We start from the raw sequence: 25512 nt of genomic DNA, 5'->3' as shown, positions 1-25512 counted from the left end.
ACCGCCGCCTACAAGCTCCTTACCTACCAAGGTAACGTTGGCAGCTTTAACCATGGCATCTGCTGCTTCTACAGCTCCAACCAAACCCTTAGTCTCTACCATGCCGAGTGCCTGTGTAATGTTGGACATCTTATCCTCCTGTTGTTTGCGTACCTATTTGTACGTTGTTGCCTACTTAATAATCTGCACTACAGAACCATGAGCTATATGCAATGCATTTGCTTCTTCGGTATCAATATGGCAATCCAATGCTGAATTCTCTGTGACACGTATAGCTACGTTGTCAAGTTGTCCTGCACGTTCACCATCAAAACGTATGGAAACTAGTTGACCATCATGTAAACCGCGCTCAGATGCTTCGGCAGGCGACATATGAATATGACGCGCCGCAACAATAAGTCCTTCGGAAAGAATGACTGTTCCTTTAGGACCAACTACCGTAATGCCTGGAGTACCTTTAAGGTGACCAGAGAGGCGGATTACCTGTGGCACGCCAAGCTTAAATGTGTCACCTGCAAGCACTTCAACCTGTGTTTGCTTACGAGTTGGTCCTAAAACACGAACGTTTTGAATAACACCTTTAGGGCCTACGAGCGTCACGCATTCTTTAGCTGCAAATTGTCCTGGCTGAGAGAGCTCTTTTACGGCACTCAACTCATAACCTTTACCAAACAAGATATCAAGGTGTTCTTGAGATACATGAATATGACGACCTGACACTCCCACAGTCAGACTATCTAAATCTGTCTTACGCTTCTTATCTAGCAGTTGGTGCAAGGTCGCTTCATTCCAAATACCTTGATCAAGAGCAGCTGTTATGATGCGCTCTATTTCCTCGGCAGAAATTGCAGCTTCATTGTTTTTATCAGATACAACAGCGCACGGATCTTTATGATTTGCGCAAGTACTCTGGCTAGCTTTTACGAGAGCTACACCACACTCTTTGGCAACATCTGCAGCTTGAGGTGTGACTATAGTATTTGAATCTATCACGAGGTTTTCGTGCCGGTAAGAAGCAGCAAGTACATCCTGAGCACATATCAGCTTCCTCATCTCACTCTCCTTTCTACAGAGTCACATCTTCGTCAATAATGCCGACAATAACCGCATCTACTGGTGCGTTTTTACCAAACTCATTTTTTATAAAGTGATAAGCAGCACTACCAGTAGTTACTAAGACCCTATCGCCGCATCCAGCACTCATAGTGTCTACGCAGATCAGATATTGTCCTTTTTTATCCTCATCCAGAATTTCCACGCGCATAAGTTTCATGCCATCAAGCTCGTCATACTTACGTGTAGCCCAAATGGAACCAATGAGCTTACCCACAATCATGAGTACCGTCACCACCGTTCTTGATGCTTGTAAGGCAGGCCATAACCTCTGCAGTGTTACCAGCAATAGCAAGCAGCACCATGTTCTGAGGACAAGAGCCACGAATGTCGGTTACTACTACGCCCGCTGTTTTTTCGGCAATGTCACTCGCTACTATCATTTCTATAAGCTTTCCCTGAATTAAACCGAGGGCTGCAGGCTTAAAATCCTCACTCCAGCGTGCGCCACTTCTTTGACGAACGATTGCCATAGTTCCAGCAGAGGGAGCCTTGATTATCTTGATATCAAGCATGATGAGCCTCCTGGAGCATATGCAAACGGCAACCTAAAGCAATGCCTAGAGGCGTCACAAACATGGGATGATTAGGCTTATATACTGGTATATTCAGAGCTTTCTCAATACGATCCTCAATGCCGCTCAGCTCACTCGTACCGCCCACAAGAATGATCTCAGGGACATGGCGATTGCGACAAGCACTACGAATAATGGAACTTACCTTGTCAATAGTGGGTGCAACAATGGGCACTATTTCCTCATGATGAGCAGCATCTCTTTTATATAGCTCTGCCTCATTGAACGACATGCCCTTAGCACCCGCAAGCACAAGCGAGAAATGCGTGCCTCCCGTAGATTCATCCTCACAGGTAACAACCTTGCCATGCTCAAAGATGGATATACCAGTAGTACCGCCACCAATATCTACCACCGCACCTTCTTGAGTGTTCATTACAAGATTGGCAGCTGTAGGCTCATCAAATACAGCGACGACGTTCATTCCCGTGCTCTCGGCAACATTTTTAACGGCACCGCCATCAAGCTGTTCGGTTTTTGGAGGAATGGCAACAGCACAATGAATAAGCTCTGTACCTAAGATTTTTTCTACCTGCTTCTTCAAGCTTGCCGCAATATCACATGCACCCACATAGTCCACTACAAGACCATCGCGTACAACATTGGCAAACTGATATGCGCAAGCTACAGGTTCGCCCTTATCGTTTACCACGGTAAGCACAATAAAAGCAGTACCCAAATCCAAGCCGCAATACAGTTCGCCTGTATTGTTAGTCTTTGGAGCATCAACAGCCGTAATAAGAGCATCCAGCAATGTGTTTGCCTGTGTACTATCAATCACCAGACGTTCCCTCCTTTACCTGCTCCACATATGTTGTAAGAACACAAAAAACTGCATGTGCTTGCTGCATCCAAGAATCAAGAAAACGGCTTGCAGCCTCATCAAAACAAGCGCTGTTCCAAAAGTGAATACAACGCAAAAGTTCCAGACACATAACAGTCATCTCAAAGTACACAGTGTGCACGCATGCATTCAGGGGAAGTGAAGGGATTGTTTCGCAAGTAGATTGCAGCTGTTGTTCAGAAAAACAGCACGTTGTTTTTGCAAGCGTACCTTCTTGCCAAGCGCCACCAACACATTCCAAAAGCTGTGCTGCATCGTTATTAACACCTAAGGCTTTGTGTGCCAAAAGCCTTAAACGCGCTCCCAAAATGCGCATATCATCTTTGAGTGCCTGTGTTTGTGTAGAGCTGTCACAAAGAACTTGCTTCTCTTTACGTACAGAGCTTTTTTTGTGATAAAGCGATTCAAAATTAATCCTAAAATCAATCAGAAATTGACGAGCGCTCGGCGTAAGACGTGCACCAATTGGAAGTTGGAACGTATCAAAATGCTCTTGCGCATACTGCCTGCGCAGCTCCCCTTCTGTTATATAGTGCATGGCTGCCTCCCCTCGTTTTTGCTCTGCCCCATAGGTAGGCATGCAGTTTGTTTTTGTTGTATCACCCATTGTTTAAACTCACATATTCCTTCACCTGTCCGAGTGGAAAGAAATAACAGTTCATGACAACCAGTGTCAGCCAAGAGCATCCGTGCCTCTTCACGCTGGGCTTCATCCAAAACATCACACTTTGTAACCACGGCCAAACTGGGTTTTCTCGTTGCTTTAGCAAAACCGCTCGAATAGTATGAAAGCCGTGTCGTACCATCTAACAGTAAGACGAATGCACATGCCTGATTGTGCAAGAGCATGAGAATGACATTGTGCATCCAATGGTTCTCTACATAATGCCCTGGAATCTCAAGGGTATGTGGACGGTAATAGCAGTCCTCCCTATGCTTATGGTCGGATGAACAACCCTCTACTAAATCAGCGAGCGTGCTTTTACCTGATCCATCAAGACCTATAAATGCAAAGCGACCAGACATTAGGACTTTGTCACCTCCACAACACAAAAACCAAGCTTGTCATGGAGCATGTCACACACAACATGCAGTGATTCTTCAACACTCTGTACATCGCCCATAATGACAACTGAGCCAGTAAAACGATCTAAAAAACCAATTTCAACTGGAGCAGCTTTAGCGGCAGCATCCGCTGCAATAATGGCTGTCTCGGAAGGGCTCAGTGTAAGAATGCCAATGGCATCACCTGCGGCAACACCAATCCGCTCATTTACACTCGGTCCTGGCGAAGCAATAACATGGGCAAGCGTTACCTGCTTTCCTGGAACAGACTCCTGTATTATGCGATCGAGTTTTTCCATAACGCTTTAATGCCTCACAAGATTAACTTTGAAGTCCGCAGTCTGAATCCATGTTTCAATACGATTTAAATCGTCATTAGTGAGCGATGGATCACCCTCAATCTCATACTCTCGACCAAGGGATTTGTATTTACCAACTCCTAATTTGTGGTAAGGCAACAAATCAACACCATCAAAGTTTTTTTGATACCGGTATGGGCTAAAGAACGCAATAACGGCATCTATCTCTTCCTTTGAATCGTTTACTCCCTTTAAAAGCGGCATACGCACGCGCACGTTATAGCCGTTTTCAAGCAACCACTTCACGTTGGAAAGAATGAGTTCGTTATTTACCCCTGTCCAAAACTTATGTTTGACGGGATCCATCTGCTTGATGTCGTATAAAAACAAATTAACGTAAGGAGCTACCTTCATAAGAGTCTCTACGGGTGTGTACCCACAGGTTTCGAGTGCTGTATGATACCCTTTCGCTTGACTGGCCATGCATACTGCGAGAGCAGCTTCACTTTGTGCCAACACTTCTCCACCAGAAAGCGTAATACCGCCATCCGACATCCGATAAAAATCTTCGTCCTGTTCAAAAAAGCAGATAAGATCATCGACCGAATAGTCTTCTCCCATAATTTGTAGGGCGCTATGCAGACAGGCTTCTTCGCACTGACGACAACCAATGCAGCGAGTAGTACGGTCTACCACATGTTTGCCATCTACCATCTTATGAAGAGATACCGGACAAACCGCAGCACAAGCACCACAGTCTACACAGTTATCAACCTTGAACATTACTTCATGTTCCCGCAGCTGACTTTCTGGATTGGAGCACCACTTACAGCGTAGGGGGCAACCTTTGAGAAAGGCCATGGAGCGAACGCCCGGACCATCGTACATGTTGTACTTTTGCAGATTGAAAATACGTACCTTACGCTCAATCTTTTCCTGTTGAGGTTCCATCTCCGTTTTGCCCCCTCCCTTTTTATCCTGTCGTTTAACTCTGCTGACACCAATACCAATTACAGTTTGGTAAGCATGGTACGGCTAATAATTTCGTCCTGAACGTCCTTGCAGAGCTCATTGAAGAATGCGCTGTAACCCGCAACACGTACCACCAAATCACGATGCTTCTCTGGGTGAGCCTGAGCATCAATAAGCGTCTCATTGTCCAGATAGTTAAACTGCATCTCACCGTTACCAAACATCGAAGCAGTACGCAAAAGCGTAATAAGACCACGCTCTCCCTCGGGCGTATCAAGAATGCCACTCATAAGTTTAAAGTTATGAACCATACCAATATTCATAGAGTCATTGGGTAACTTACCAACCGATTTAATAATGGCGGTAGGACCATTATGATCAGCGCCTTGACTGGGGCTGATACCATCTGACAGAGGTGTCCAAGCCTTACGACCATTTGCAGAAGCACCGGTCATCTCACCAAATGGCGTATTGTTAGAAATGGAAAGTGTGCCCATAGACATGTGAGAATAGAGCGTTTTATACTTCACATGAATGTGCTCGGTATAATGCAGAATATCTGCTGCAATACTGTCAGCATAATCATCATCATTACCGTACTTAGGAGCATTGATGCAATCCTGCTGGATTTTCTCGTACCCTACAAAGTCAGCCTTAAGAGCCTCGTTAAGCTCATCAAGCGTATATTTGTGCTCATCAAAAACAAGCTTTTTGATGGCTGCCATAGAATCGGTGTACGTACCCAAACCTGTCCATACAACACCTGGACCGTAGTTATACATGGCACCACCAGACGAAACGTCCTTGCCGCTTTCCATACAGCCCTCAAACATGATGGACATCAAAGGCTTAGGTGCAACTTCGCGGGCGACACGCTGAGAGATAACAGTGGCGACATCGGTCCATTTGGTAACGTATTGGATGGTCTTTTTAACTGCCGCATCAAACTCTTCGAAGGTTTTGTATTGAGAAAGGTCACCAAGATCTGGAGTTACCTGCTTGCCATACCACAGGTCAACACCATGGTTAAGTGTAAGTTCAATACAAACAGGCCATTGTGTATAGGACGTAGAAGTCCACTGATAGAGGCGACCTGATTTTTGAGGTTCAACGCAACCCATCATGCAGTAATCGCGAGAATCTTCAACAGAAATGCCCTTAGCAAGCATCATCTTGATATGCGTATCATCAAAATGGCAAGCTGGGAAGCCCATTCCGGAACGCACAAGGTCAACAATCTTGCGCATATAGCGCTCGGGTGACTTATTGTGGATACGACAAGCAATAGTAGGCTGATAAATCTTTACATGGCGTGCAGCATCCATAAGCAGGTAGGTTAAATCGTTGGTAGCGTCGTTACCCCTACGAGTAATACCACCCAAAGTCATATTAATAAATGGCTGATATCCCGCAAAGAATTCAGACTGTCCACGTGAGGTAACCCACATGATTTCGCTCAGTTTAATGAGCATACAACCTGCAATATCAAAAGCCTCGTACGGAGTAATGCGACCAGCCTTAATGTCCGCCTCATAGAAAGGATACATATACTGGTCAACACGACCAATAGACATACCAGTTTGGTTTTCCTCTACTGGTAATAAGGATTCAATCGTAAAGACCGCTTGCATAGCCTCATAAAATGTCCTCGGCTTATGCGCAGGTACATAGGCAAGAGTTTCAGCGATTTTCTCGAGCTCGCATTTACGCTTTGGATCATGCTCAGCTGCAGCCTTTTGTAAAGCAAACTCACTCAGGCGCTTTGAATAAATCATAACGCCCTCAGTAGTATCAATTACAGATTTATAGAAGTAAATCTTATCCAAGTCATCTGGATTAGCATAATCAAGCTTGGCAAGATGCTCTTTTGCCTCAGCTTGAATATCAAGCATGCCTTTACGCATAAGAATGACATCATAACCAGGGTTGGAATCTCCACCACCACTCATAGCGTGATAGGAGCAGTCAGATACATAGGACTCACCGGAAAGCTCCCAGACACCAGCCTCACGATATTGATCCTCACAAATCTCATCCTGTGACTTGCCCTCCCAGAATGGAAAAAGCACGTCACGGCAGTAGCGCTTATCTTCATCAGAGATATAGAAAGGATCTTGAGGACGATCCCCAATGGTATCGAGCTCTTCCTTAAGCCAGCGCCAGGCAAGATCAGGTGAAAACGCACCAGCACGTGGAGCACCACAAGGAGCACCAACGATAAGCTCGTCATCTTGAATGACCAAAGGAGCAGTTTCGCAACAACGACGGAATGCCTTAGCGCGCAGCTCAATCTTAGGCATACCTGGATTATCCTTCATAATCTCGGTAACCGCACGAGCACGAAACGTAGTAATGCTGGGAACTTGTTTGAGGTAGTTATCCTTAAGACGAACATGACGTTGCGTAGGGCCCTCAGGAATGTCGGTAGGACCGTCCACTACGCAGGGCTTGCTGTGAAGTGGTGCATCCAACTGATCGGAAACTTTTGCAAACATCTCACGTACCGCATGCTTTTCCTCAGCACTCATTGTTTTGGTCGCCTCGGAAAGTTCCTTTGCAAACTCCTTAATATCCATCCTTTACTCCTTTTTAGTTATCTCTCATGGACTCCAGAAGACCAGAGAACCAATCAATCGATTCCGCACAATGCTCTTGCGCTACACAATCTTTCTTGCTCAGAGAATCTGCTGTTACTGTCAGAGGCGTGTCATTACCTGAACTTGCCTGCTCTATCAGGGCATGTTGATACATATCCTTACCTACGCCTACTTGGCGCTTTCTTATAAAATCACCGTAGGTAACACCTAAAGCAGAAGTAGTAGCACGGTCCCAACCAGTAATAGTCAGTGTTTTGGGAAGTTCTGTATGGCTGCCAATACTGCCAAGAGCGGTACTGACATTTACCAGCACACGGCCCACAGGTTTTTTGAGAATAAATTGCTGAATCACTTCGGGATTGTTCGAGAAAATCGACAACGCATTACCGTGTCCACTGTTAAGAATGAGCTCTATGCATTTCTCGCAAGCGTATCGCCAGTTTTCCTCCACGTAGTAAGAAAGCACCGGGCCATACTTTGCCTTAGAGAAGAAGCTCTGTTCACTCACATAAGGTTTGCGCACTATAAGTACTTTGGTATGTGCTGGTATAGCAATATTTGCCCTACGAGCAAGGTCTTCCGCGGACTTAGCGATAAGCTCTGGGTAGGTTTTACCATCTGGCATAAAAAGTAACTCACCAAGGCGCTGCGCTTCTTTGTCATCTAAAAAGTAACAACCATTTTGCCTAAGAGCTGTTTGAAGTTGTTTGTCTACGGTTGCTTCAACAACAATGGATTGTTCAACCCCTGGGAGCATGCCATAACAAAACGATTTGCCAAGCACTATTTCTTGAGCGCATGCTTCAATATCAGCTGTTGATTCAACAAAAACAGGGTTATTGCCCAGCGACGCATAGTAGACATCTTTACCGTAAGCATCGTATGGCTGCTCACCGGTATTCTCACGAGAATCTATGATGACACTCACACAAGACTGCGAACAGACCCATTTTTCGCCTTCAGAACAACAGGTATGCAAAAAGCCCAGTGCTTCTTTGGGATAGTGACACGACTGTGCAATAGAAAGCACATCTGCCATCACACGACAGCAGCTTTCATGCACACGTGCACGCACCAAGAAAACAATAGGGCTTTTTGAACGTACTGCATGTAAGAGCTGCGAAATCATGGTAGGAACTGCAAGCCAATCTGGAAGCAGTGATACTACCACTCCTTTAGACAGATAGACGGCTGCAGATTTTGTATCCCAAACAATTTCTTGTACGGGAGTTTGTGCGCGCACATCATCAAGTAAATCCGTAAGGACCCATTCTGTAAGTTGAGCTTCTTCTTGAGGATTACCATAATCACTCTCATCAAAAGCAAGGTCAGCATAGGTATGTGCGTTCTGGTACAGACCTTCACGTAACTGTACAAGAAAGTCTTCAACCAAAGACATTGGCAAGCTTTCTAAAGTCTCAACAGATTCGGCAGCATGCTCAAGGAGGATACGCGCCTCCTGAATGGATAGAAGATCATTATCGATAAGAGACACGTGACACCCCCCTTAATAAGGCAAGAGTTTCTCGATAGTGTATTTATCAGTAATCTTCTTAAGACTTGGATGAGGCCGAGGAATAACAACGGAGCTGTATACCTCTGCGCCCAAAGCCTCTACGGCCTTAACGCCAGCAGCTACAGCTGCTTTAACTGCAGCCACATCTCCTTCTACCAAAATAGAGATATAGCCTGAAGCAGTATTTTCATAGCCAATGAGCGTAACATCGCCTGCTTTGCACATGGCATCGCCTGCTTCAAGTACCCAAACCAGGCCAAAGGTCTCTATGGCGCCCAGTGCATTCATGCCTTCGTTAGCCATACCTACCTCCTAGTTGTAATCCACGTCATGAACAGAAACAACGTCACCAACAGGTGGAACAGGACGGCGCATAACGTTATGTGCCGTAAGCGTGCCAATACTAGATGCAGCTTCACAACCTGCTTTAACTGCTGCTTCACAGGCAGCTACATCGCCCTTAACAATGATGGTTACCAGTGTTGAGCCGATATTCTCGTAACTGACAAGCTCCGTATTACCCGCCTTAAGCATTGCATCTGCCGCATACAGTGCAGGTACCATACCCGTTGTTTCAATGAGGCCTATAGCCTCTTCTCCCTGATAGCGCATGGCTACTCCTCACTACTTGATGTAGGAATTAATGGTGTCTCGCTGTTCGGAATCTGCAGCATAAAAGACGCGCAGCTCATTGTTGTCATCAAGATCAACACGAGACTCCCCAACCAGCCCGTTTTTCTCGGCAGTCATCAGCGCTTCCTGGACCTTATCGTGTGTAAACGCAGAAAAGCCCGAATATTCACTTTTGAGCGCCATAAGTACGTCATCAGCGCTTGCTTCTTCGACCTCAGTAAAGTATTTGAGAATTGCATAGTTGAGTGGACGCATTATGCCTCCTCCTTCTTTCCTAGATACTCAAGAGGATCTACGGCAATAATGACAATGCCGACAATCATGACAAACGCAGCAGCCCAAGCAATTGGCGCCAAGGCATAGCCATCAATCTTCATGATGATGCCCACAACAATCCAAGTTATAAGAGGAGCTACAAAGGTATAGGTACCGTTACAAGCCATACCAAGAGCAGTGCCGCACATAGAGTTGCCGCGGTACCAACTAGCAAAGGACTTATACGCTGCAAAACCAGCAACGACAAAGCACAAAATGGTGGGAACATCTGTAAGAGCACTACCCACATAACCCATAGCATCTCCCATGGGGACACCACCGATAAGAGCGAGTACTGGAAGCAATATACAAAGCTCTACAAAGCCCGATACACACTGACGAATGGTAATGCCAATTTGAGTATCAATCATGCAACTGGCATAACCAGCAATACAGCCTTCAGCGCCCCAGCCTAATGCAGCAATGAATGCCAGCATGAGGCCAAATCCCAAATTGGGAGATGCGTCGCCGGTAAGACTTGTAGATCCAATCATAAGCCCCGCAAATACGCAGATAGCAATACCTATAATCTTGCGAAGACCAAGTTCTTGTTTAAAAAGAATGCGTGAAAGGATTGAACCAATTGCAGGATTGAGTGCCGCAATGGGAACTACAATAGTGCCCGCCTGAGACAGGGCAATGATGTAGGCAACGGTTGCAATAGGACCACCTACAAGAGCACTTACCATCATAATAATGCCAGGCTTAGTGGGAATAGTACGGCCAAAATCCGCAAGCTTACCCTGTTTTGCGGTGATGCCAAGCGCCCAAAGGGCACTACAACAATCATTGATTGCGCTTGCTACTGTGGGAAGAATAAAAACAGCCAAAAATCCTGCAGGATTGATATTACCGAGCCATCCAAGCCATAGGCTCGTACTTTCACCTGCTGTAATAAAGGCGGTATACACGCCGTACATAAGACTTGAGAAAAGAGCGATTAAAATACCTTTTCGAAAAAACTCCTGATCAAGACTACGTTTCTTTTGCTCAGCAGTAGTGCTTGCCACTGTAACTGTGGTTGACGCCATATGTTACCTCCTATACATGAAATACGACAAATACATGAGATGCAGCAAAGCGCTCTGACAATCCTAGGCTGTAAATGAAATACGTCTTTTCTTTACCGTTACCTACAAATTGTCGAGACTGACGCAATGTGAAAGTAAATGATGTAGTACTTTTAGTTTCGTAAATGGCTTTTTTGGGACGGTGAGCGGATAAGTTGCACCATTCACCGATTTTTTACTACCAAATACCAGTTGTTATACAAACACTCTCATTGGATAGCAGGCAAATTGCTACCTCTGCACTGTTATTTGCTATACAAAATTTTGAATAAATACTGTCAATATCTGTATAGTTGTTTTTTTATTTTCAAAAATAATGAAACCGTGTTTTATAAATCTACAGATAATACCGTATCTATAGGGCAGGCAGAGTGTACTCTATTTTGAAGTCTTGTATATGACAAACATTTACGTAGTGTCATACCAGTACTATGCATGAACACACTAAAATGCAGAGGTTGAGCTTGATGGTTCAACCTCTGCATGAATCAGTTTTCTAGGACTCGTTATATACGTTCTTTACTTACACAACGAGTCATATTTCTATTTCCAGCTATATTGTGAACACACTGGCATAAATTCACCATATCCTTCAGCTTCCATACGTTCATAAGGAATGAATTTCAAAGCCAAACTATCGATACAATAGCGAAGTCCGCCCTGCTCTTGAGGACCGTCAGTAAATACATGACCAAGATGAGAATCCCCTACACGACTACGTACTTCAGTTCTTACCATTCCATAGCTCGTATCCTTATATTCCTTAATAACATCAGGGTCTATTGGTCGTACAAAACTTGGCCAACCACAACCCGAATTAAACTTATCCTTTGAGGAAAATAAAGGTTCGCCAGTAACAACGTCTACATAAATTCCAATCGCATGATTGTCATGATACTCACCAGAAAAAGCAGGTTCGGTACCAGCTTGTTGAGTCACTTTATACTGCTCTGGCGTAAGCATACGCTTTATCTCGCTATCGGAAGGCTTATGATAACGAGCAGGGTCTACCTTAGGCGCAGAAGCATCCTGTGTATCCTTCTTGGAAGCTAAATCCTTAAGGGAACTAAAGTCTATATGACAATATCCATTAGGATTTTTCTTAAGGTAATCTTGGTGGTATTCCTCAGCTTGATAAAACCCGGTGAGCTTTGTAAGCTCTACAGCAAGCGTGGTTCCATATTTCTTTTGTTCTTCATCATATACCATACGCAAGACAGGCTGATCAGCCTCATCTACAAAAAATATACCCGTTCGATACTGGCTTCCACGATCATTGCCCTGCTGATTAACGCTGAGTGGATTAATGATCTTAAAATACTGCTTGGTAAGACTCTCAAGACTCACAACCGACGGGTCATATCGCACCTTAACGGTCTCTGCATGTCCCGTTTTACCTGAAGAAACCTCTTCATAGCTCGGATTATTGGTTGTTCCATTAGCGTAGCCTGACACCGCATCATACACCCCTGGAATACGAGAAAAATACTCTTCAACGCCCCAAAAACATCCTCCTGCAAAATATATTTCATGCAAATTATTGACATCAATCTTTGCCATCGCAGCCTCCCGCATGGTCTGTTGAGTTGTATCTAACGTCTTGTTTTGTATCGTAAGTGGCTTGCGTAGCGCATAGAGTGCAGCACTTAATACAACTAGTATTCCCAAAAACAGCGCCACCATAGAAAAACGTCTGTTCATATCTATACCACGCATATCTACGTTAAGGAACTTAAAATCTTTTCTAATTCAGCTGTAGGAACTTCTCCAATGCGTTTATCAACAATCGTGCCATTAGAATTGATAAAAATAGAGGTTGGATATGCTTGCACACCAAACGCTTTAAGCAAGGTAGCCGAGGTATCCATTACCAAGGGGAAGCTCAATTTTTGTTTACTTGCCCATGTAGCTATTTGATCTTTGGAAAGCTCTGATCCAACACCTGGAGAAAGTACCGAAATAACTTTTACGTCACCTTTTTTGTCATGCTCAGCAGCAACACGAGAAAACTCATCAAGGCCGCTTAAACAAGCTGAACACCAGGTAGCCCACATTTTTACATACACGGGCTTCCCTTTAAAAGATGCAAGCGTTGTTGTTGTACCGTCAAGCGATGTAAGCGATGTTTGCTGCCAATCGCTTGTAGACGATGCTGTTTTTGTAGCCGATTCTTGTTCCGACGTTTGTACACGTGCACTCTGATGTTGTGTTGACATACCAAAACTACCCATCTGTGAAATTACTATCCAAGCTCCCATAAGGGCAATGCACACGCCACCTATCTTTTTGAGAAGTTCCGTGTACTGGTTAAGCTGGCGCACTTTTTCTAAAAGGAGTGAAGAGCCAAGTGCAAGCACCATAAAAGGAACAGCCATCCCTAGTGAATAGACCGTCAGAAGCAGGCCACCCTGAAGAGCATTTCCTTGCTGCGCTGCCAAAGCCAATACCGTAGCAAGCACTGGACCAATGCACGGTGTCCAGCCAAATGAAAATGCCAATCCCAATAAAAAGGCACCACCCACATGCCGCGCATCAATACGTTGCATATCAGCACGTTTTTCAATATCCAATGCAGGAATGACAAGAATACCTGCAAGATGAAGACCAAGTAGACAAATCACAAATCCCAAACCCAAGGACAAGAACGGATGAGAAAGTAATCCTCCTAGGAATCCCGCTCCAAAACCAAGTACAAAAAAGGTTATGGAAATACCTGCAATAAAGGCAACAGTATTGGCAATGCGTCTTTGCATGACAAGGGAAGTCTTGCCATCCTCGGTAAGCAAAAGCCCAATATACACGGGTAACAAAGGCAAAATGCAAGGTGAGAAAAACGAAAGTGTTCCTGCTGCAAACGTTGTTACAATCATTCCAAAGTCAGCCATCTGAGTTCCTCTCGATACACTTCTCGCATATATTGGTACGTAGTGTATAGGAACTAGTTCTCTTTTGCTGTTTTGTCACAAAGGGTCAACGATAATAAAACGTTCTTCAGGATTCTTCAGAAGTATTTTTCAAGAGTGTGTAGAGGCGCCATTACCTACAAAACCCCATTTTTACATGAACAAACACAGCCATACAAAAATGGGGTTTACGCTTAGAAAACGTATGGTAGCGCTACTCTTGTGTTAACCACCCAGATAGGCTTGTTGAACACGCTTATCATGCAACAGATTGTCCGCATCACCACTCATGGAAACACGACCTGTCTCCAACACATAGGCACGGTTTGCAATAGACAGTGCCATTTGGGCGTTTTGCTCTACCAATAGGATGGTTGTACCCTGTTCATTAAGACTTTTAATAATGTCAAAAATCTCTTTAACCAGCAATGGCGCCAAACCCATGGAAGGTTCATCCAACATCAGAAGTTTAGGTTTGGACATAAGCGCACGACCCATGGCCAACATCTGTTGCTCACCACCAGAAAGCGTGCCAGCAGACTGACGCAGACGTTCACGCAAACGTGGGAAACGCTCGTACACCATCTTGAGTGTATCTTGCGCTTCTGTATCGTCACGCGTAAAGGCACCCATTTCTAGGTTTTCCTTTACGCTCATGTGCGTAAATACATGACGCCCCTCCGGACAAAGCGCCATGCCACGTGGTGTCAACTTATGGGTAGGAATACCTACCAAAGACTCGCCCTCAAACGTTATAGAACCAGAACGTGGATGCAACAAACCGGCAACCGTGTTAAGCGTAGTAGATTTACCTGCGCCATTAGCACCAATAAGGGTTACAATTTCACCCTCAAACACTTCAAAAGAAATACCCTTTACGGCATGGATGGAACCGTAATATACCTGCAAATCAGTAACTTCTAATAGTGCCATAGTACTTACGCCTCCTCTTGTTTGCCAAGATACGCCTCTATGACCTGAGGATTATTTTGAATCTCTTCCGGTGTGCCTTTGGCAATAATCTTGCCGTAGCTCAAAACAACAATGCCCTCGCAAATACCCATAACCAAGTCCATGTCATGCTCAATAAGCATAACTGCAATCTGGAAACGATCACGAATAGCCAAAATGTTATCCATAAGCTCGGATGTTTCAGAAGGATTCATGCCAGCAGCAGGCTCATCCAACAAGAGTACCTTGGGGTTAGTTGCCAACGCACGCACAATTTCCAACCGACGTTGCGCACCATAGGGCAAGGAGCCTGCTGGTACATCCGACATGTTCTGCATATCAAAAATACTCAGCAATTCTTTGGCCTTGGTATGAAAATCACGCTCAGAAAGCCAATGCTGCGGCAGGCGAAAAATGCCAGAAAACATGCCGCTCTTCACTTGATTATGCAAGCCCACCATGACATTCTCTTCTACCGTCATAGTCGAGAAAAGACGAATATTTTGGAAGGTACGCGCAATACCCAACTGGGAAGCCTTGGCAGGTCCCATGCCTGCCGTATCAGTGCCATCCAATAAAACCGTACCACGCGTAGGCTGATAAACTTTGGTAAGCAGATTAAATACCGTAGTTTTACCGGCACCATTGGGTCCAATTAAGCCAGCAATTTCTGTTTTGCCAACCGTTAAATTAAAGTCATCAACTGCATGTAAGCCGCCAAAATCAATACCGAGGTGACGACATTCTAATGCAGGCGTTGCATGTACATCACGCTCGGGAACAATGCTGTCCGAGGGAAAGGGAACCATCTTGGTATCCACGCGACGCTTACTAACCACGCAAATCGCCCCCCTCCAAAGTAGACGCAAGTACCTCGTCCTCATTCTTGTGTAACAATCTATCGCGCAGCTGATAGAACCAGTTCTTCAAGCTTTCATTGTTACCAATGAGCATGGTGGCAATCAAAACAACGGCATACAACAACAAGCGGTAATCAGAAAGTGAGCGTAATGCCTCAGGCAAAACCGTAAGCAAAGTAGCAGCAATAATAGAACCACGAATCTTACCCATACCACCCAAAACAACAAATACCAAAATCATGATGGATAGATTAAAGTCAAACTTCTTAGGTACGATGGACGAGAAATTCATGGCATAGAGGGCCCCCGCCATACCAGCCAAAGCCGCAGAAACCACAAATGCCATCAAGCGATATTTAGTAACGTTAATACCCACAGACTCGGCAGCAATGCGATTATCGCGCACGGACATGATGGCGCGTCCAGAACGTGAATTCTTAAGATTAAGCACTACCATCAGGCAAAACAGCACCAGCAAAAATCCCATTACAAAGGTTGACGCCTTAGTAATACCAGCAGCACCCTGAGGGCCATTGATCAAAATGGTGCCGCCTTCCATACCAAGTGCCTTGGCTGATTGCATAGAGAAATGCAGTCCGGTTTTATCCATACCCACATACAGATTGTTAAGCACGTTCTTGATAATCTCACCAAACGCAAGCGTAACTATAGCAAGATAATCACCGTGCAGGCGCATAACTGGAATGCCAATTAGCACGCCTGTAAGCGCTGCTAACATACCTGCCACAATGATGGCAATAATCAAGCGAATAAGAGGACTGGCAACGGCACCAGACAGTGCTGCCATAACAACAACACCGCAAAAGGCACCAATACTCATAAAGCCAGCATGACCCAAGCTCAACTCACCAGAAATACCTACAACCAAGTTGAGCGAAACCGCCATAATAATATAGGTGCAAATAGGCACCATCATGCCAGTCAAAGAGTGTGAAATAGTCCTCGTAGAAATCAAGCCCTGTACCACAAAAAAGGCAACAATTACGAGCGCATAGGTAAGCAAATTGTCTTTACTTGTGCGGGACATCTTTTTAAAGAAGCTCATACGCTACACCTTCTCGTGAATTGTCTTGCCCAGAAGGCCAGCGGGCTTAACCAACAAAACAACAATCAAAACGGCAAATACAACAGCATCAGAAAGCTGTGTAGAGATATAGGCTTTTGCAAAAATCTCAATAACGCCTAAAAGTATACCGCCTAACATAGCGCCTGGAATGGAACCAATACCGCCCAAAACCGCAGCTACAAAAGCCTTAATGCCCGGCATTTGACCAGTAGTAGGCATAAGTGTGGGATACGCAGAACACAACAAAACACCTGCAATTGCAGCCAAGCCAGAACCAATGGCAAACACCATAGAGATGGTGGAGTTTACATTTATGCCCATAAGCTGTGCTGCATCTTTATCCTCCGATACCGCACGCATAGCCTTGCCCATTTTGGTACGCGTAGTAAAAAACATCAAACCCAGCATAATAAGGATATTGGCACATACCGTAACAATCGAAACAGCACTAATTACCAGCTGCCCGCCAAAAAGACTTACGGATGGTACATCAATAACGGATACGAAAGATTTAGGATCGGACTTCCAAATAATCAATGCTAGGTTTTGCAGTAAATAACTCACACCAATAGCAGTAATAAGCACATCCAACGATGGAGCGTTGCGCAAAGGTTTATAGGCAAGCTTTTCTACCACTATGCCCAACAAGGTACATACCACAATAGAAAGCAACACGGCAATAAAAGGATTACATCCTAAATACGCCATGGTGCAATAACACGTATATCCACCAACCATGATTACATCGCCATGAGCGAAATTAAGCATCTTAGCAATGCCGTAAACCATGGTGTAGCCCAGCGCGATGATGGCGTAAACACTGCCCAACGAGATTCCGTTTACCAAGTTAGAGATAAATCCCATCCCGCACTCCTTTCACCACGTAGCTGCTACTGTATGCAGCCTTATATTAAAAATTGCATCGTACAAGAAGCGGAGACTGCCATAGAGCAATCTCCGCTGTTCATCGACTCTTACGTGAAATTACATTCCCACGTAAGCGCCGTTCTTAATAACCATGCCCTTAGGCTGCTTAGAAACCTCACCTGTGTCGGACCAGGTCATGCCCGCGCCCGTCAAACCATCAAAGCTAAAGTCAGAGGATGTGATGGTTTCTACCAATTTGTTGCAAATATCCGAGAAGGACATATCGGCAGTTACGCCGCTTTTCTCGATAGCTTGCTTGATAACATACACGCAGTCGTATGCATCGGCAGCAAACTGGTTAGGTGTGCCATCGTATTGCTCTTGGTATGTCTTTACAAAGTTTTTGGTCTTCTCATCCGTAGCGTCTGCGGTAAAGGGAGTAAGCAACATAACGCCCTCTGCCAGTGACTTGTCAAAACCTTCCAAGGTCAGAAGACCATCAAGGCCATCTACACCAAAGAACTTAGGTGCATAACCCATTTGATTAGCCTGAGTCAAGATCAATGAAGCAGGCTGATAATAGATTGGCAAGAAGACAAGGTCTGCCTCGGCGGACTTAGCCTTGTTAAGCTGTACCGAAAAGTCAGTTGCAGAATCATCAGTAAAGGTAGATTCTGCTACGACAGTCAGGCCAAGCTCCTTAGCCTCGGACATAAACTTCTTATAAACGCCTGTAGAATAAGGATCAGAGTTATTGTAGATAACGGCAATCTTGGTGCCCAGCTTTTGATCGTTCACATACTTTGCTGCAGCAGTACCCTGGTTAGGATCGGTAAAGCACATTTGAAAAACGTTCTTTTTGCGCTGTACAGAAACGTTGCCGTCTACATCAGGCTGACCACCAATAACATCCGTAGCGGATGCAGATGGTGTAAGCTGGAACAGATTGTCTGAGCTTGATTCAGAGGTAACAGCAAGGGTAGGAGCTGTGGTGGTACAACCTACCAAGATTTGCATACCCCAGTCTTTGAGGTTGTTGTATGCGTTAACGGACTTCTCGGAATCGTTTTCGTCGTCCTGATAATTAAAATCAAACTTTACGCCGTTGCCCTTGTTAACCTCATCGATAGCAATCTGAGCGCCAGCCTTGGTAGCATTACCATAAATAGCAGCCGCACCAGTAACAGGACCAATGGAACCAATCTTAAAAGCGCCACTTGCGTCTGCAGCAGGCGTACCTGCGCTTGAGCAACCGGCTAAGCCAGTAATGCTAATGACGCTCGAAGCCCCAACTAGTTTGACGAAATTCCTTCTTGACACATTACTAAAATCCATCTCTTCCTCCTTCGAACGTCGAGTGCACTCCCGGTGAGTGCGTAGGTGACATTTTTAAGCGAAAATAAGCTGAATTTCTTGGCATCGGCCATTTTGAAACAATCACGTAACCAATGGGGTACCTAACTTGTAATAAAACTCATCAAATGCAGGTGAGAAGGCTTATTTTTCTAGCGAGCGACACGCAAAGATGGAATACATCTGCCTAAAAGTGTGCGAATCATGTGTGCTTCTGGGAACTTACATGCAACAGCAATACCAAAGGTAATCAAAAGCGACGGCAAGCCCCCCACTATCGTAACGAGCAGCGCATGCAGGGTGCTATTGAGAAAACCTGCTTGGCTGGCAGCAAAAACTACCATAGCACCAACGAATGCACCCGCTAGACCTACGAGTACCGAGCGCGCACATGAGGCACCAATTCCTACCAGACCAATACCTCGCAACTGCTTGCGTAAACTCCAAAACGTAACCACATCTACCACTGCAAAAAATACCAATGAACTGAGTGCTACGTTCATAAGACCAAAGCGTTCTGTCAAAAGTAAACATTGCGCTACCTGAATGACACTCGCCACAATAGAAGACCATGCCAAAACGCCCATCTTGCGCAAAGACGAGCAGACCTTTTGCAGATAGGTACATACGCCATATAACGGCAAAGCCACCGATAAGGCAGCAAGGTATTCTGCCACATGAGCAAGGTCTTGTGGCTCAAAACGCCCTGCACCTAACAGCATGGATAGCGGGCGCGCAAAAACAATCAAATACAGGGCAAACGGAATAAGAAAGAAGAGTATCTGGCTGGTGCCACCAGATACACCACGTTTATACTCATCCATATTGTTGTGAGCCACTGCTTCAGAAAGCTCGGTAAACATAGCTGTCGTAATAGGAATTGCTAAAATTGCATAGGGCAAGGTATACCACAGGCGTGCATAATACGCGATGGAGGCGCCTGTTGCCATAACAGACAAAACACTCGAGGTTTGTACGGAATAAGTCACAAAGCTACAGCCCGTAAGCACTAACGAAGGAATGCCAATAGAAAGGGTTTCTTTAATGCCGGGATCTTTGAAGTCTACATAGGGACGGATACGTACACCCATCTTGCGCAGTGCTGGAATCTGTACAACCACCTGCACCGCCACACCCAAAGGATTACCAATTGCTAAACACATAAGTGCCCACGTTGGATGAGTGGCGTGCAACACCGCATAGAGCACAAACGATGCGGTACAAATAAAATTGTTAAAAATAGGAGCAGCATTACTCCAAAAGTATTCACGCTCCGCATTGAGAATGCCTGACAAAAGAGAAGACAGCGCGTACAGCACAACCTCAATGACGAAGAATCTAAAGAACAGTGTGGTAAGAGGAGCATCAAAGTCCGCCTTAGCACTAAAAGATTGCGTCCAAATAACTTGACCCGCAAACACAAATCCCAAAAGTGCTACGACTCCCATAAGCAGCACAACAAGCGAGGTTAGATTAGACGCATAGCTATTTGCGCCTTCACGTCCAGCCTTCTCTTTAATTGACATGTATACGGGCAAAAATGCCGTAATAAGCATGCCGCCCATAACCAATTCATACAGTTGATTGGGTAGATTATTTGCCACAGTATACGCACTCGAAACAATAGTTACACCAAGTGCATACGCCTGTCCCCAGGTGCGAAAAAACCCGGTAATGCGACTGAGCATAACCAAGCCACTCATTAACGCTGCAGACTTACCAATACCGGCAGTTGAGTTCAGCTGAGAGCTAGAAGCAGGAGCGCTCTTGGAAGCAGACACATCCCTCATATGCTTAGGGGTGTACATGGTACTCTCCGTCTCGTGTAATATCCGCAAAGGTAGCGTTAATAAAATGAGCAAGTTCCTCAGGATTGAGCTGCAAAGAAAGGCCACGCCTGCCACCAGAGATGCCAATTTCATCAAAGAGCTGTGCCGTCTCGTCTAACAATGTAAGAAATTGCTTCTTCATACCCACGGGAGAGCAGCCCCCACGCATATAGCCGGTAGTTGCTTCTAGGTCCTTCATGGGCAGCATAGCCAAGCTTTTCTCGCCAGCTGCAGCGGCAGCTTTTTTAAGGTCAAGCTCACGAGCAACGGGAATACAGCACACCACATAACCACCTGAAGACGTGGTGGTCACAAGGGTCTTGAATGCGGCGTCCACATCCTCGCCCAAAAACTCGGCAATACGAACTCCTACGCCTGTAGAAAGGTCCTCGTTGTTGGCGTCATAGGTAAGCGTACGATACGCTACCCCACCTTGCTCCAACTCGCGCATGGCATTGGTTTTAGAAACCTTTTGCTTGCGTGCCACCAACTACTCCTTTGCCAGCTGTTTTGCTCGTGCTCGGTCGCGCTTTAAGATGGGCGCTAGATACTTACCCGTTTGGCTTTGCTCAATCTTAACAATTTGCTCGGGTGTACCATATCCAACAATGGTACCTCCACCAGCCCCGCCTTCGGGTCCAAGATCCAAAATACGATCTGCCATTTTGATAACATCCAAATTATGTTCAATGACCAAAACGGTATTGCCAGCATCCACTAGCTTTTGAAGCACGCTTACTAACTGGCAAACATCCTCAAAATGCAAGCCCGTCGTAGGCTCATCCAAAATATAGAAGGTTTTACCTGTTTGCTGACGATGAAGCTCCTTAGCCAGCTTTACACGCTGGGCTTCTCCGCCAGAAAGTGTGGTGGCAGGCTGTCCTAAATGCACATAGCCCAAGCCTACATCATACAAGGTTTGGAGCTTATTTTTGATGCGAGGAATATTGGCAAAGAACACCAACGCCTCATGAACCGTCATTTCCAACACATCGGAAATAGACTTACCATGGTATAAAACTTCAAGGGTTTCTCGGTTATAGCGTTTACCATGGCATACTTCACAAGGGACATAAATGTCTGGCAGGAAGTTCATTTCAATCTTAATTTGGCCATCGCCCTTACACGCCTCGCAACGACCACCCGATACATTAAATGAAAAACGACCAGGACTATAACCACGAGCGCGCGACTCAGGCGTAGAGGCAAAAAGAGCACGCAAATCATCCCACAAACCAATATAGGTGGCAGGGTTGGAGCGTGGCGTGCGCCCAATGGGAGACTGGTCAATATCAATAACCTTATCAATAAGCTTGTGTCCTTCAGCGTCCACAAGACCCGTAATCTTTTTATAGGGACCCACACGTCGCTTAGAACGCTGTACATCATTGGTAAGCGCAGGTGCGATAGTATCCGTTACCAAGGAAGACTTACCCGAGCCTGATACGCCAGTTACAACGGTAAGCGTGCCGTACTCGATTTTTGCCGAGACATTCTTGAGGTTGTTAGCGGTAGCGCCAACAATCTTAAGCGCACCACGACGAGGGTTACGGCGTTTTTCTGGCAGCGCAATCATACGCTGGCCCGTAAGATACGCACCCGTCAGCGAGTCAGGACTGTCCATAATCTGCTGAGGTGTACCCACAGCAACAACCTTGCCGCCCAGCTCACCTGCACCAGGACCCATATCAATAACGTAATCCGCTGCACGAATAGTATCTTCATCGTGCTCAACCACAATAACCGTATTGCCCATATCACGGAGGCGCTGCAAGGTTTGGATAAGACGGTCATTGTCACGTTGATGTAAGCCAATAGAAGGCTCATCCAAAATATACAGCACACCCATCAGACCAGCGCCAATTTGTGTAGCCAAGCGAATGCGCTGAGCCTCTCCGCCAGAAAGTGTAGCGGCAGCGCGACTCAAGGTCAGATAGTCAAGACCAACATTAACCATGAAGTGTAAACGAGCCACAATTTCCCGAACGATAGCAGCACCAATAAGCTGCTGGCGTTCCGTAAGTACCAGAGCTTCAAAGAAATCAAGAGCGTCTGCGCAAGAAAGATCACAGACTTGTTGGATGTTTTTATCGCCAACCGTAACCGCAAGATACTCAGGTTTTAAGCGAGCACCGTGACAGGTAGTACACAAAGCCTCAGTAATATACTTTTCCAAGTGCGTCTTCATGGTTTCAGATGACGTCTCTTGGTATTTCTCAAACAAAATGTGGCGTACGCCAGAAAACTTGGTAAACCAGTGGGTATCACGACCATCACGCGTGTGATAATCCACACGAATCTTAGTCTCCCCCAAGCCATTAAGCAAAGCGTTTTGAGTCTTTTCCTTAAGCTTGTTCCACGGTGTTGTGTCCTTCTCGCCCATATGCGTACAAACTGCCGAGAAAATCTGCGGATAATAGTTGGAATTACCAAAAATGGAGCCAAACACGCCTTCAGAAACAGACAGGGTTGGGTTCTCGATAAGAGCTTCTACATCTACTGTACGCCTTGTACCTAAACCATCACAGTCGGGGCAAGCGCCATACGGTGCATTAAATGAAAAATCACGCGGCTGAAGATCATCAATGGAATGGCCGTGCTCAGGACAGGCCAATGCCAAAGAATAGCTGAGCAACTCACCTTCTGCGCCTTCTTGAGCACCACGATCAGGCAGCAAATAAAAGCTTACGCGACCAGCAGCCAAACGCGTCGCATGTTCTACCGCTTCTGCAATGCGACCCAGTGAGTTTTCACGAATAACAATGCGGTCTACCACAACCTCAATGGTGTGCTTGAACTTCTTATCCAGCTTAATGGGCTCTTCAAGCTCGCGAACTTCTCCATCAATACGAACACGAGAAAAGCCTTCTGCTCTTAAATCCTCAAACAACTTGGTGTACTCACCCTTGCGACCCAAAACTACGGGCGCCAATACCAAAGCACGACAACCTTGTCCAGCTTCTAAGACCTTATCAGCCACCTGGTCAGTTGTTTGACGCTCAATAACTCGCCCACACTCCGGGCAGTGTGGCACACCAATGCGCGCATAGAGCAAACGGAGATAATCATAGATTTCTGTAACCGTACCCACAGTAGAACGCGGATTACGACTTGTTGTTTTTTGATCAATAGAAACTGCAGGAGAAAGACCGTCAATAGAATCAAGGTCGGGTTTGTCCATCTGACCCAAGAACATGCGAGCATAGCTGGACAAAGACTCCACATAACGGCGCTGCCCTTCTGCATAAATGGTGTCAAATGCAAGACTGGACTTACCAGATCCCGACAAGCCCGTAATAACCACCAATTTGTCACGCGGAATGGAAACGTCTACATCACGCAAATTGTGCTCGCGCGCGCCGCGGATAACAATAGAATTTGACGACATGTTTTCCCTTACTAAAGAATGTAACAAGCCATACCAATGTACCTATATAGCCTGAGTACTATGCTAGCTCTTTAGTCTACCCAACAGACAGGATGGCCTTGCAAAGAGCGGGCGCTCACAAGAACCTTCACACACTTTTTCTAGCACCCAAGGTTCCTATAACAAAAGCAGGCTGCCACCAAGGTGACAGCCCACAACCTCAAGAGATACCCACACTGCCGGCATCGCAATGCTGGGTATCTACTTACTTATTCAGTGCCTCATTAAGAGCAACGGCACATGCAACCGTAGCACCAACCATAGGATTATTACCCATGCCAATAAGACCCATCATGTCTACGTGAGCAGGTACAGAGCTGGAACCTGCAAACTGAGCATCAGAGTGCATACGACCCATGGTATCGGTCATGCCGTAAGAAGCAGGACCAGCACCCATGTTATCGGGGTGCAAAGTACGACCAGTACCACCACCAGAAGCTACCGAGAAGTACTTCTTACCAGCAGCCGAACGCTCTTTTTTATACGTACCAGCAACGGGATGCTGGAAGCGTGTGGGGTTAGTAGAGTTACCCGTAATGGAGATATCTACGTTCTCATGCCACATAATGGCTACGCCCTCACGAACATCATCAGAGCCATAGCAGTTTACAGCTGCACGAGGACCATCAGAATATGCGATTTTCTCTACAACCGTAAGCTCACCCGTATAGTAATCAAATTGGGTCTTTACATAGGTAAAGCCATTGATGCGAGCAATAATCTGTGCAGCATCCTTGCCAAGGCCGTTAAGGATAACGCGTAGGGGCCTCTTGCGAGCCTTATTGGCATTGTTAGCAATACCAATTGCGCCTTCTGCAGCAGCAAAAGACTCGTGACCAGCCAAAAATGCAAAGCACTCGGTGTCTTCACCTAAGAGCATGGCGCCAAGGTTACCGTGACCCAAACCAACCTTACGGTCATCAGCAACAGAACCAGGTACACAAAATGCCTGCAAGCCAATGCCAATGGCAGAAGCTGCCTCTGACGCATTGGTAACCTCGCCCTTCTCGGCCTTCTTAAGTGCAATTGCGCAACCCAAGGTATAGGCCCATGCAGCGTTTTCAAATGCAATGGACTGAACGCCCATTACAATCTCACGAGGATTAAAACCCTTGTCCACACACAGCTGCTCTGCCTCTTCTAAGGAAGCAATGCCATACTCAGCCAAGGCCTTGTTGATAGTGTCAATACGACGCTCATAGCCTTCAAATGTAACTGCCATATTCTTGCTCCCTT

The 25512-nt window shown here is 45.7% G+C and carries 26 protein-coding genes and 1 pseudogene; all 27 read right to left on the bottom strand.

Going from position 1 to position 25512, the window contains the following annotated elements; translation table 11 throughout:
• Nucleotides 1-129, bottom strand: a 129-nt coding sequence (locus SPD80_RS02335) for a BMC domain-containing protein (RefSeq protein ID WP_320605791.1), incomplete at its 3' end; no start/stop codon positions are given.
• 42 nt (nt 130-171) lie between these two features.
• Nucleotides 172-1053 carry a phosphate propanoyltransferase gene (gene pduL / locus SPD80_RS02330; protein ID WP_320605742.1) on the bottom strand — a complete coding sequence of 294 codons (882 nt, stop codon included), beginning with the start codon at nt 1051-1053 and terminating at the stop codon, nt 172-174.
• Nucleotides 1054-1066: 13 nt separating this feature from the next.
• Nucleotides 1067-1336 carry a EutN/CcmL family microcompartment protein gene (locus tag SPD80_RS02325; protein WP_320605745.1) on the bottom strand — a complete coding sequence of 90 codons (270 nt, stop codon included), beginning with the start codon at nt 1334-1336 and terminating at the stop codon, nt 1067-1069.
• Nucleotides 1323-1628, bottom strand: coding sequence for a BMC domain-containing protein (locus SPD80_RS02320; protein WP_320605747.1), 306 nt, complete (start codon nt 1626-1628; stop codon nt 1323-1325). Before SPD80_RS02320 ends, SPD80_RS02325 begins: the two co-directional genes overlap by 14 nt.
• Nucleotides 1621-2469: an ethanolamine utilization protein EutJ gene (eutJ, locus tag SPD80_RS02315; RefSeq protein ID WP_320605749.1), complete on the bottom strand. Its 849-nt coding sequence runs from the start codon at nt 2467-2469 to the stop codon at nt 1621-1623. Before eutJ ends, SPD80_RS02320 begins: the two co-directional genes overlap by 8 nt.
• Nucleotides 2462-3139, bottom strand: coding sequence for a hypothetical protein (locus tag SPD80_RS02310; protein ID WP_320828305.1), 678 nt, complete (start codon nt 3137-3139; stop codon nt 2462-2464). Before SPD80_RS02310 ends, eutJ begins: the two co-directional genes overlap by 8 nt.
• Nucleotides 3058-3558: a EutP/PduV family microcompartment system protein gene (locus SPD80_RS02305; RefSeq protein WP_320605752.1), complete on the bottom strand. Its 501-nt coding sequence runs from the start codon at nt 3556-3558 to the stop codon at nt 3058-3060. Before SPD80_RS02305 ends, SPD80_RS02310 begins: the two co-directional genes overlap by 82 nt.
• Nucleotides 3558-3896, bottom strand: coding sequence for an ethanolamine utilization microcompartment protein EutS (gene eutS, locus SPD80_RS02300; RefSeq protein WP_320605754.1), 339 nt, complete (start codon nt 3894-3896; stop codon nt 3558-3560). The genes SPD80_RS02305 and eutS overlap by 1 nt, the downstream gene beginning before the upstream one ends.
• 6 nt (nt 3897-3902) lie before the next feature.
• Nucleotides 3903-4847 carry a choline TMA-lyase-activating enzyme gene (gene cutD / locus SPD80_RS02295; protein ID WP_320605756.1) on the bottom strand — a complete coding sequence of 315 codons (945 nt, stop codon included), beginning with the start codon at nt 4845-4847 and terminating at the stop codon, nt 3903-3905.
• 59 nt (nt 4848-4906) lie between these two features.
• Entirely contained in the window at nt 4907-7444 is a 2538-nt protein-coding gene (gene cutC, locus SPD80_RS02290) for a choline trimethylamine-lyase (protein ID WP_320605758.1), read from the bottom strand.
• A gap of 13 nt (nt 7445-7457) precedes the next feature.
• Nucleotides 7458-8960 carry an aldehyde dehydrogenase gene (locus SPD80_RS02285; RefSeq protein ID WP_320605759.1) on the bottom strand — a complete coding sequence of 501 codons (1503 nt, stop codon included), beginning with the start codon at nt 8958-8960 and terminating at the stop codon, nt 7458-7460.
• Nucleotides 8961-8972: 12 nt separating this feature from the next.
• Nucleotides 8973-9284: a BMC domain-containing protein gene (locus SPD80_RS02280; protein ID WP_320605761.1), complete on the bottom strand. Its 312-nt coding sequence runs from the start codon at nt 9282-9284 to the stop codon at nt 8973-8975.
• 9 nt (nt 9285-9293) lie between these two features.
• The gene (locus SPD80_RS02275; RefSeq protein ID WP_320605763.1) at nt 9294-9593 is read right to left on the bottom strand and encodes a BMC domain-containing protein; all 300 of its coding nucleotides are present in this window, start codon (nt 9591-9593) and stop codon (nt 9294-9296) included.
• Nucleotides 9594-9605: 12 nt separating this feature from the next.
• Entirely contained in the window at nt 9606-9869 is a 264-nt protein-coding gene (locus tag SPD80_RS02270) for a hypothetical protein (RefSeq protein WP_320605765.1), read from the bottom strand.
• Nucleotides 9869-10960 carry a hypothetical protein gene (locus SPD80_RS02265; protein WP_320605767.1) on the bottom strand — a complete coding sequence of 364 codons (1092 nt, stop codon included), beginning with the start codon at nt 10958-10960 and terminating at the stop codon, nt 9869-9871. The genes SPD80_RS02270 and SPD80_RS02265 overlap by 1 nt, the downstream gene beginning before the upstream one ends.
• A 582-nt stretch (nt 10961-11542) precedes the next feature.
• Nucleotides 11543-12076, bottom strand: a complete 534-nt coding sequence (gene msrB / locus SPD80_RS07415; RefSeq protein WP_407061961.1) for a peptide-methionine (R)-S-oxide reductase MsrB — start codon at nt 12074-12076, stop codon at nt 11543-11545.
• A 12-nt stretch (nt 12077-12088) separates the two neighbouring features.
• A pseudogene (gene msrA, locus SPD80_RS07410) lies at nt 12089-12559 on the bottom strand (peptide-methionine (S)-S-oxide reductase MsrA); the annotation flags it as partial.
• A gap of 158 nt (nt 12560-12717) precedes the next feature.
• Nucleotides 12718-13884, bottom strand: a complete 1167-nt coding sequence (locus SPD80_RS02255; RefSeq protein ID WP_320828296.1) for a cytochrome c biogenesis protein/redoxin — start codon at nt 13882-13884, stop codon at nt 12718-12720.
• Nucleotides 13885-14127: 243 nt separating this feature from the next.
• On the bottom strand, nt 14128-14835 hold the full coding sequence (locus SPD80_RS02250) for an ABC transporter ATP-binding protein (RefSeq protein WP_320605773.1): 708 nt from the start codon (nt 14833-14835) through the stop codon (nt 14128-14130).
• A 5-nt stretch (nt 14836-14840) separates the two neighbouring features.
• The gene (locus SPD80_RS02245; protein WP_320605793.1) at nt 14841-15662 is read right to left on the bottom strand and encodes an ABC transporter ATP-binding protein; all 822 of its coding nucleotides are present in this window, start codon (nt 15660-15662) and stop codon (nt 14841-14843) included.
• A 22-nt stretch (nt 15663-15684) separates the two neighbouring features.
• Nucleotides 15685-16779: a branched-chain amino acid ABC transporter permease gene (locus SPD80_RS02240; protein WP_320828295.1), complete on the bottom strand. Its 1095-nt coding sequence runs from the start codon at nt 16777-16779 to the stop codon at nt 15685-15687.
• A gap of 3 nt (nt 16780-16782) precedes the next feature.
• Nucleotides 16783-17664 carry a branched-chain amino acid ABC transporter permease gene (locus tag SPD80_RS02235; RefSeq protein WP_320605777.1) on the bottom strand — a complete coding sequence of 294 codons (882 nt, stop codon included), beginning with the start codon at nt 17662-17664 and terminating at the stop codon, nt 16783-16785.
• 120 nt (nt 17665-17784) lie between these two features.
• Nucleotides 17785-19002, bottom strand: coding sequence for an ABC transporter substrate-binding protein (locus SPD80_RS02230; RefSeq protein ID WP_320828293.1), 1218 nt, complete (start codon nt 19000-19002; stop codon nt 17785-17787).
• Between the two features lie 170 nt (nt 19003-19172).
• Nucleotides 19173-20828 (bottom strand): murein biosynthesis integral membrane protein MurJ, encoded by a 1656-nt coding sequence (gene murJ / locus SPD80_RS02225; protein ID WP_320828292.1) that lies wholly within the window; start codon nt 20826-20828, stop codon nt 19173-19175.
• Nucleotides 20815-21336 carry a Cys-tRNA(Pro) deacylase gene (ybaK, locus tag SPD80_RS02220; protein ID WP_320828291.1) on the bottom strand — a complete coding sequence of 174 codons (522 nt, stop codon included), beginning with the start codon at nt 21334-21336 and terminating at the stop codon, nt 20815-20817. The genes murJ and ybaK overlap by 14 nt, the downstream gene beginning before the upstream one ends.
• 3 nt (nt 21337-21339) lie before the next feature.
• Nucleotides 21340-24237, bottom strand: coding sequence for an excinuclease ABC subunit UvrA (uvrA, locus tag SPD80_RS02215; protein ID WP_320828290.1), 2898 nt, complete (start codon nt 24235-24237; stop codon nt 21340-21342).
• A gap of 244 nt (nt 24238-24481) precedes the next feature.
• Nucleotides 24482-25498, bottom strand: coding sequence for a GGGtGRT protein (locus tag SPD80_RS02210; RefSeq protein ID WP_320605787.1), 1017 nt, complete (start codon nt 25496-25498; stop codon nt 24482-24484).
• Nucleotides 25499-25512 lie beyond the last annotated feature (14 nt).

Origin of the sequence: Atopobium sp., assembly GCF_034113385.1 — a bacterium.
Lineage (GTDB): Bacteria > Actinomycetota > Coriobacteriia > Coriobacteriales > Atopobiaceae > Atopobium.
This window is presented reverse-complemented; position numbering and strand designations above follow the sequence as displayed.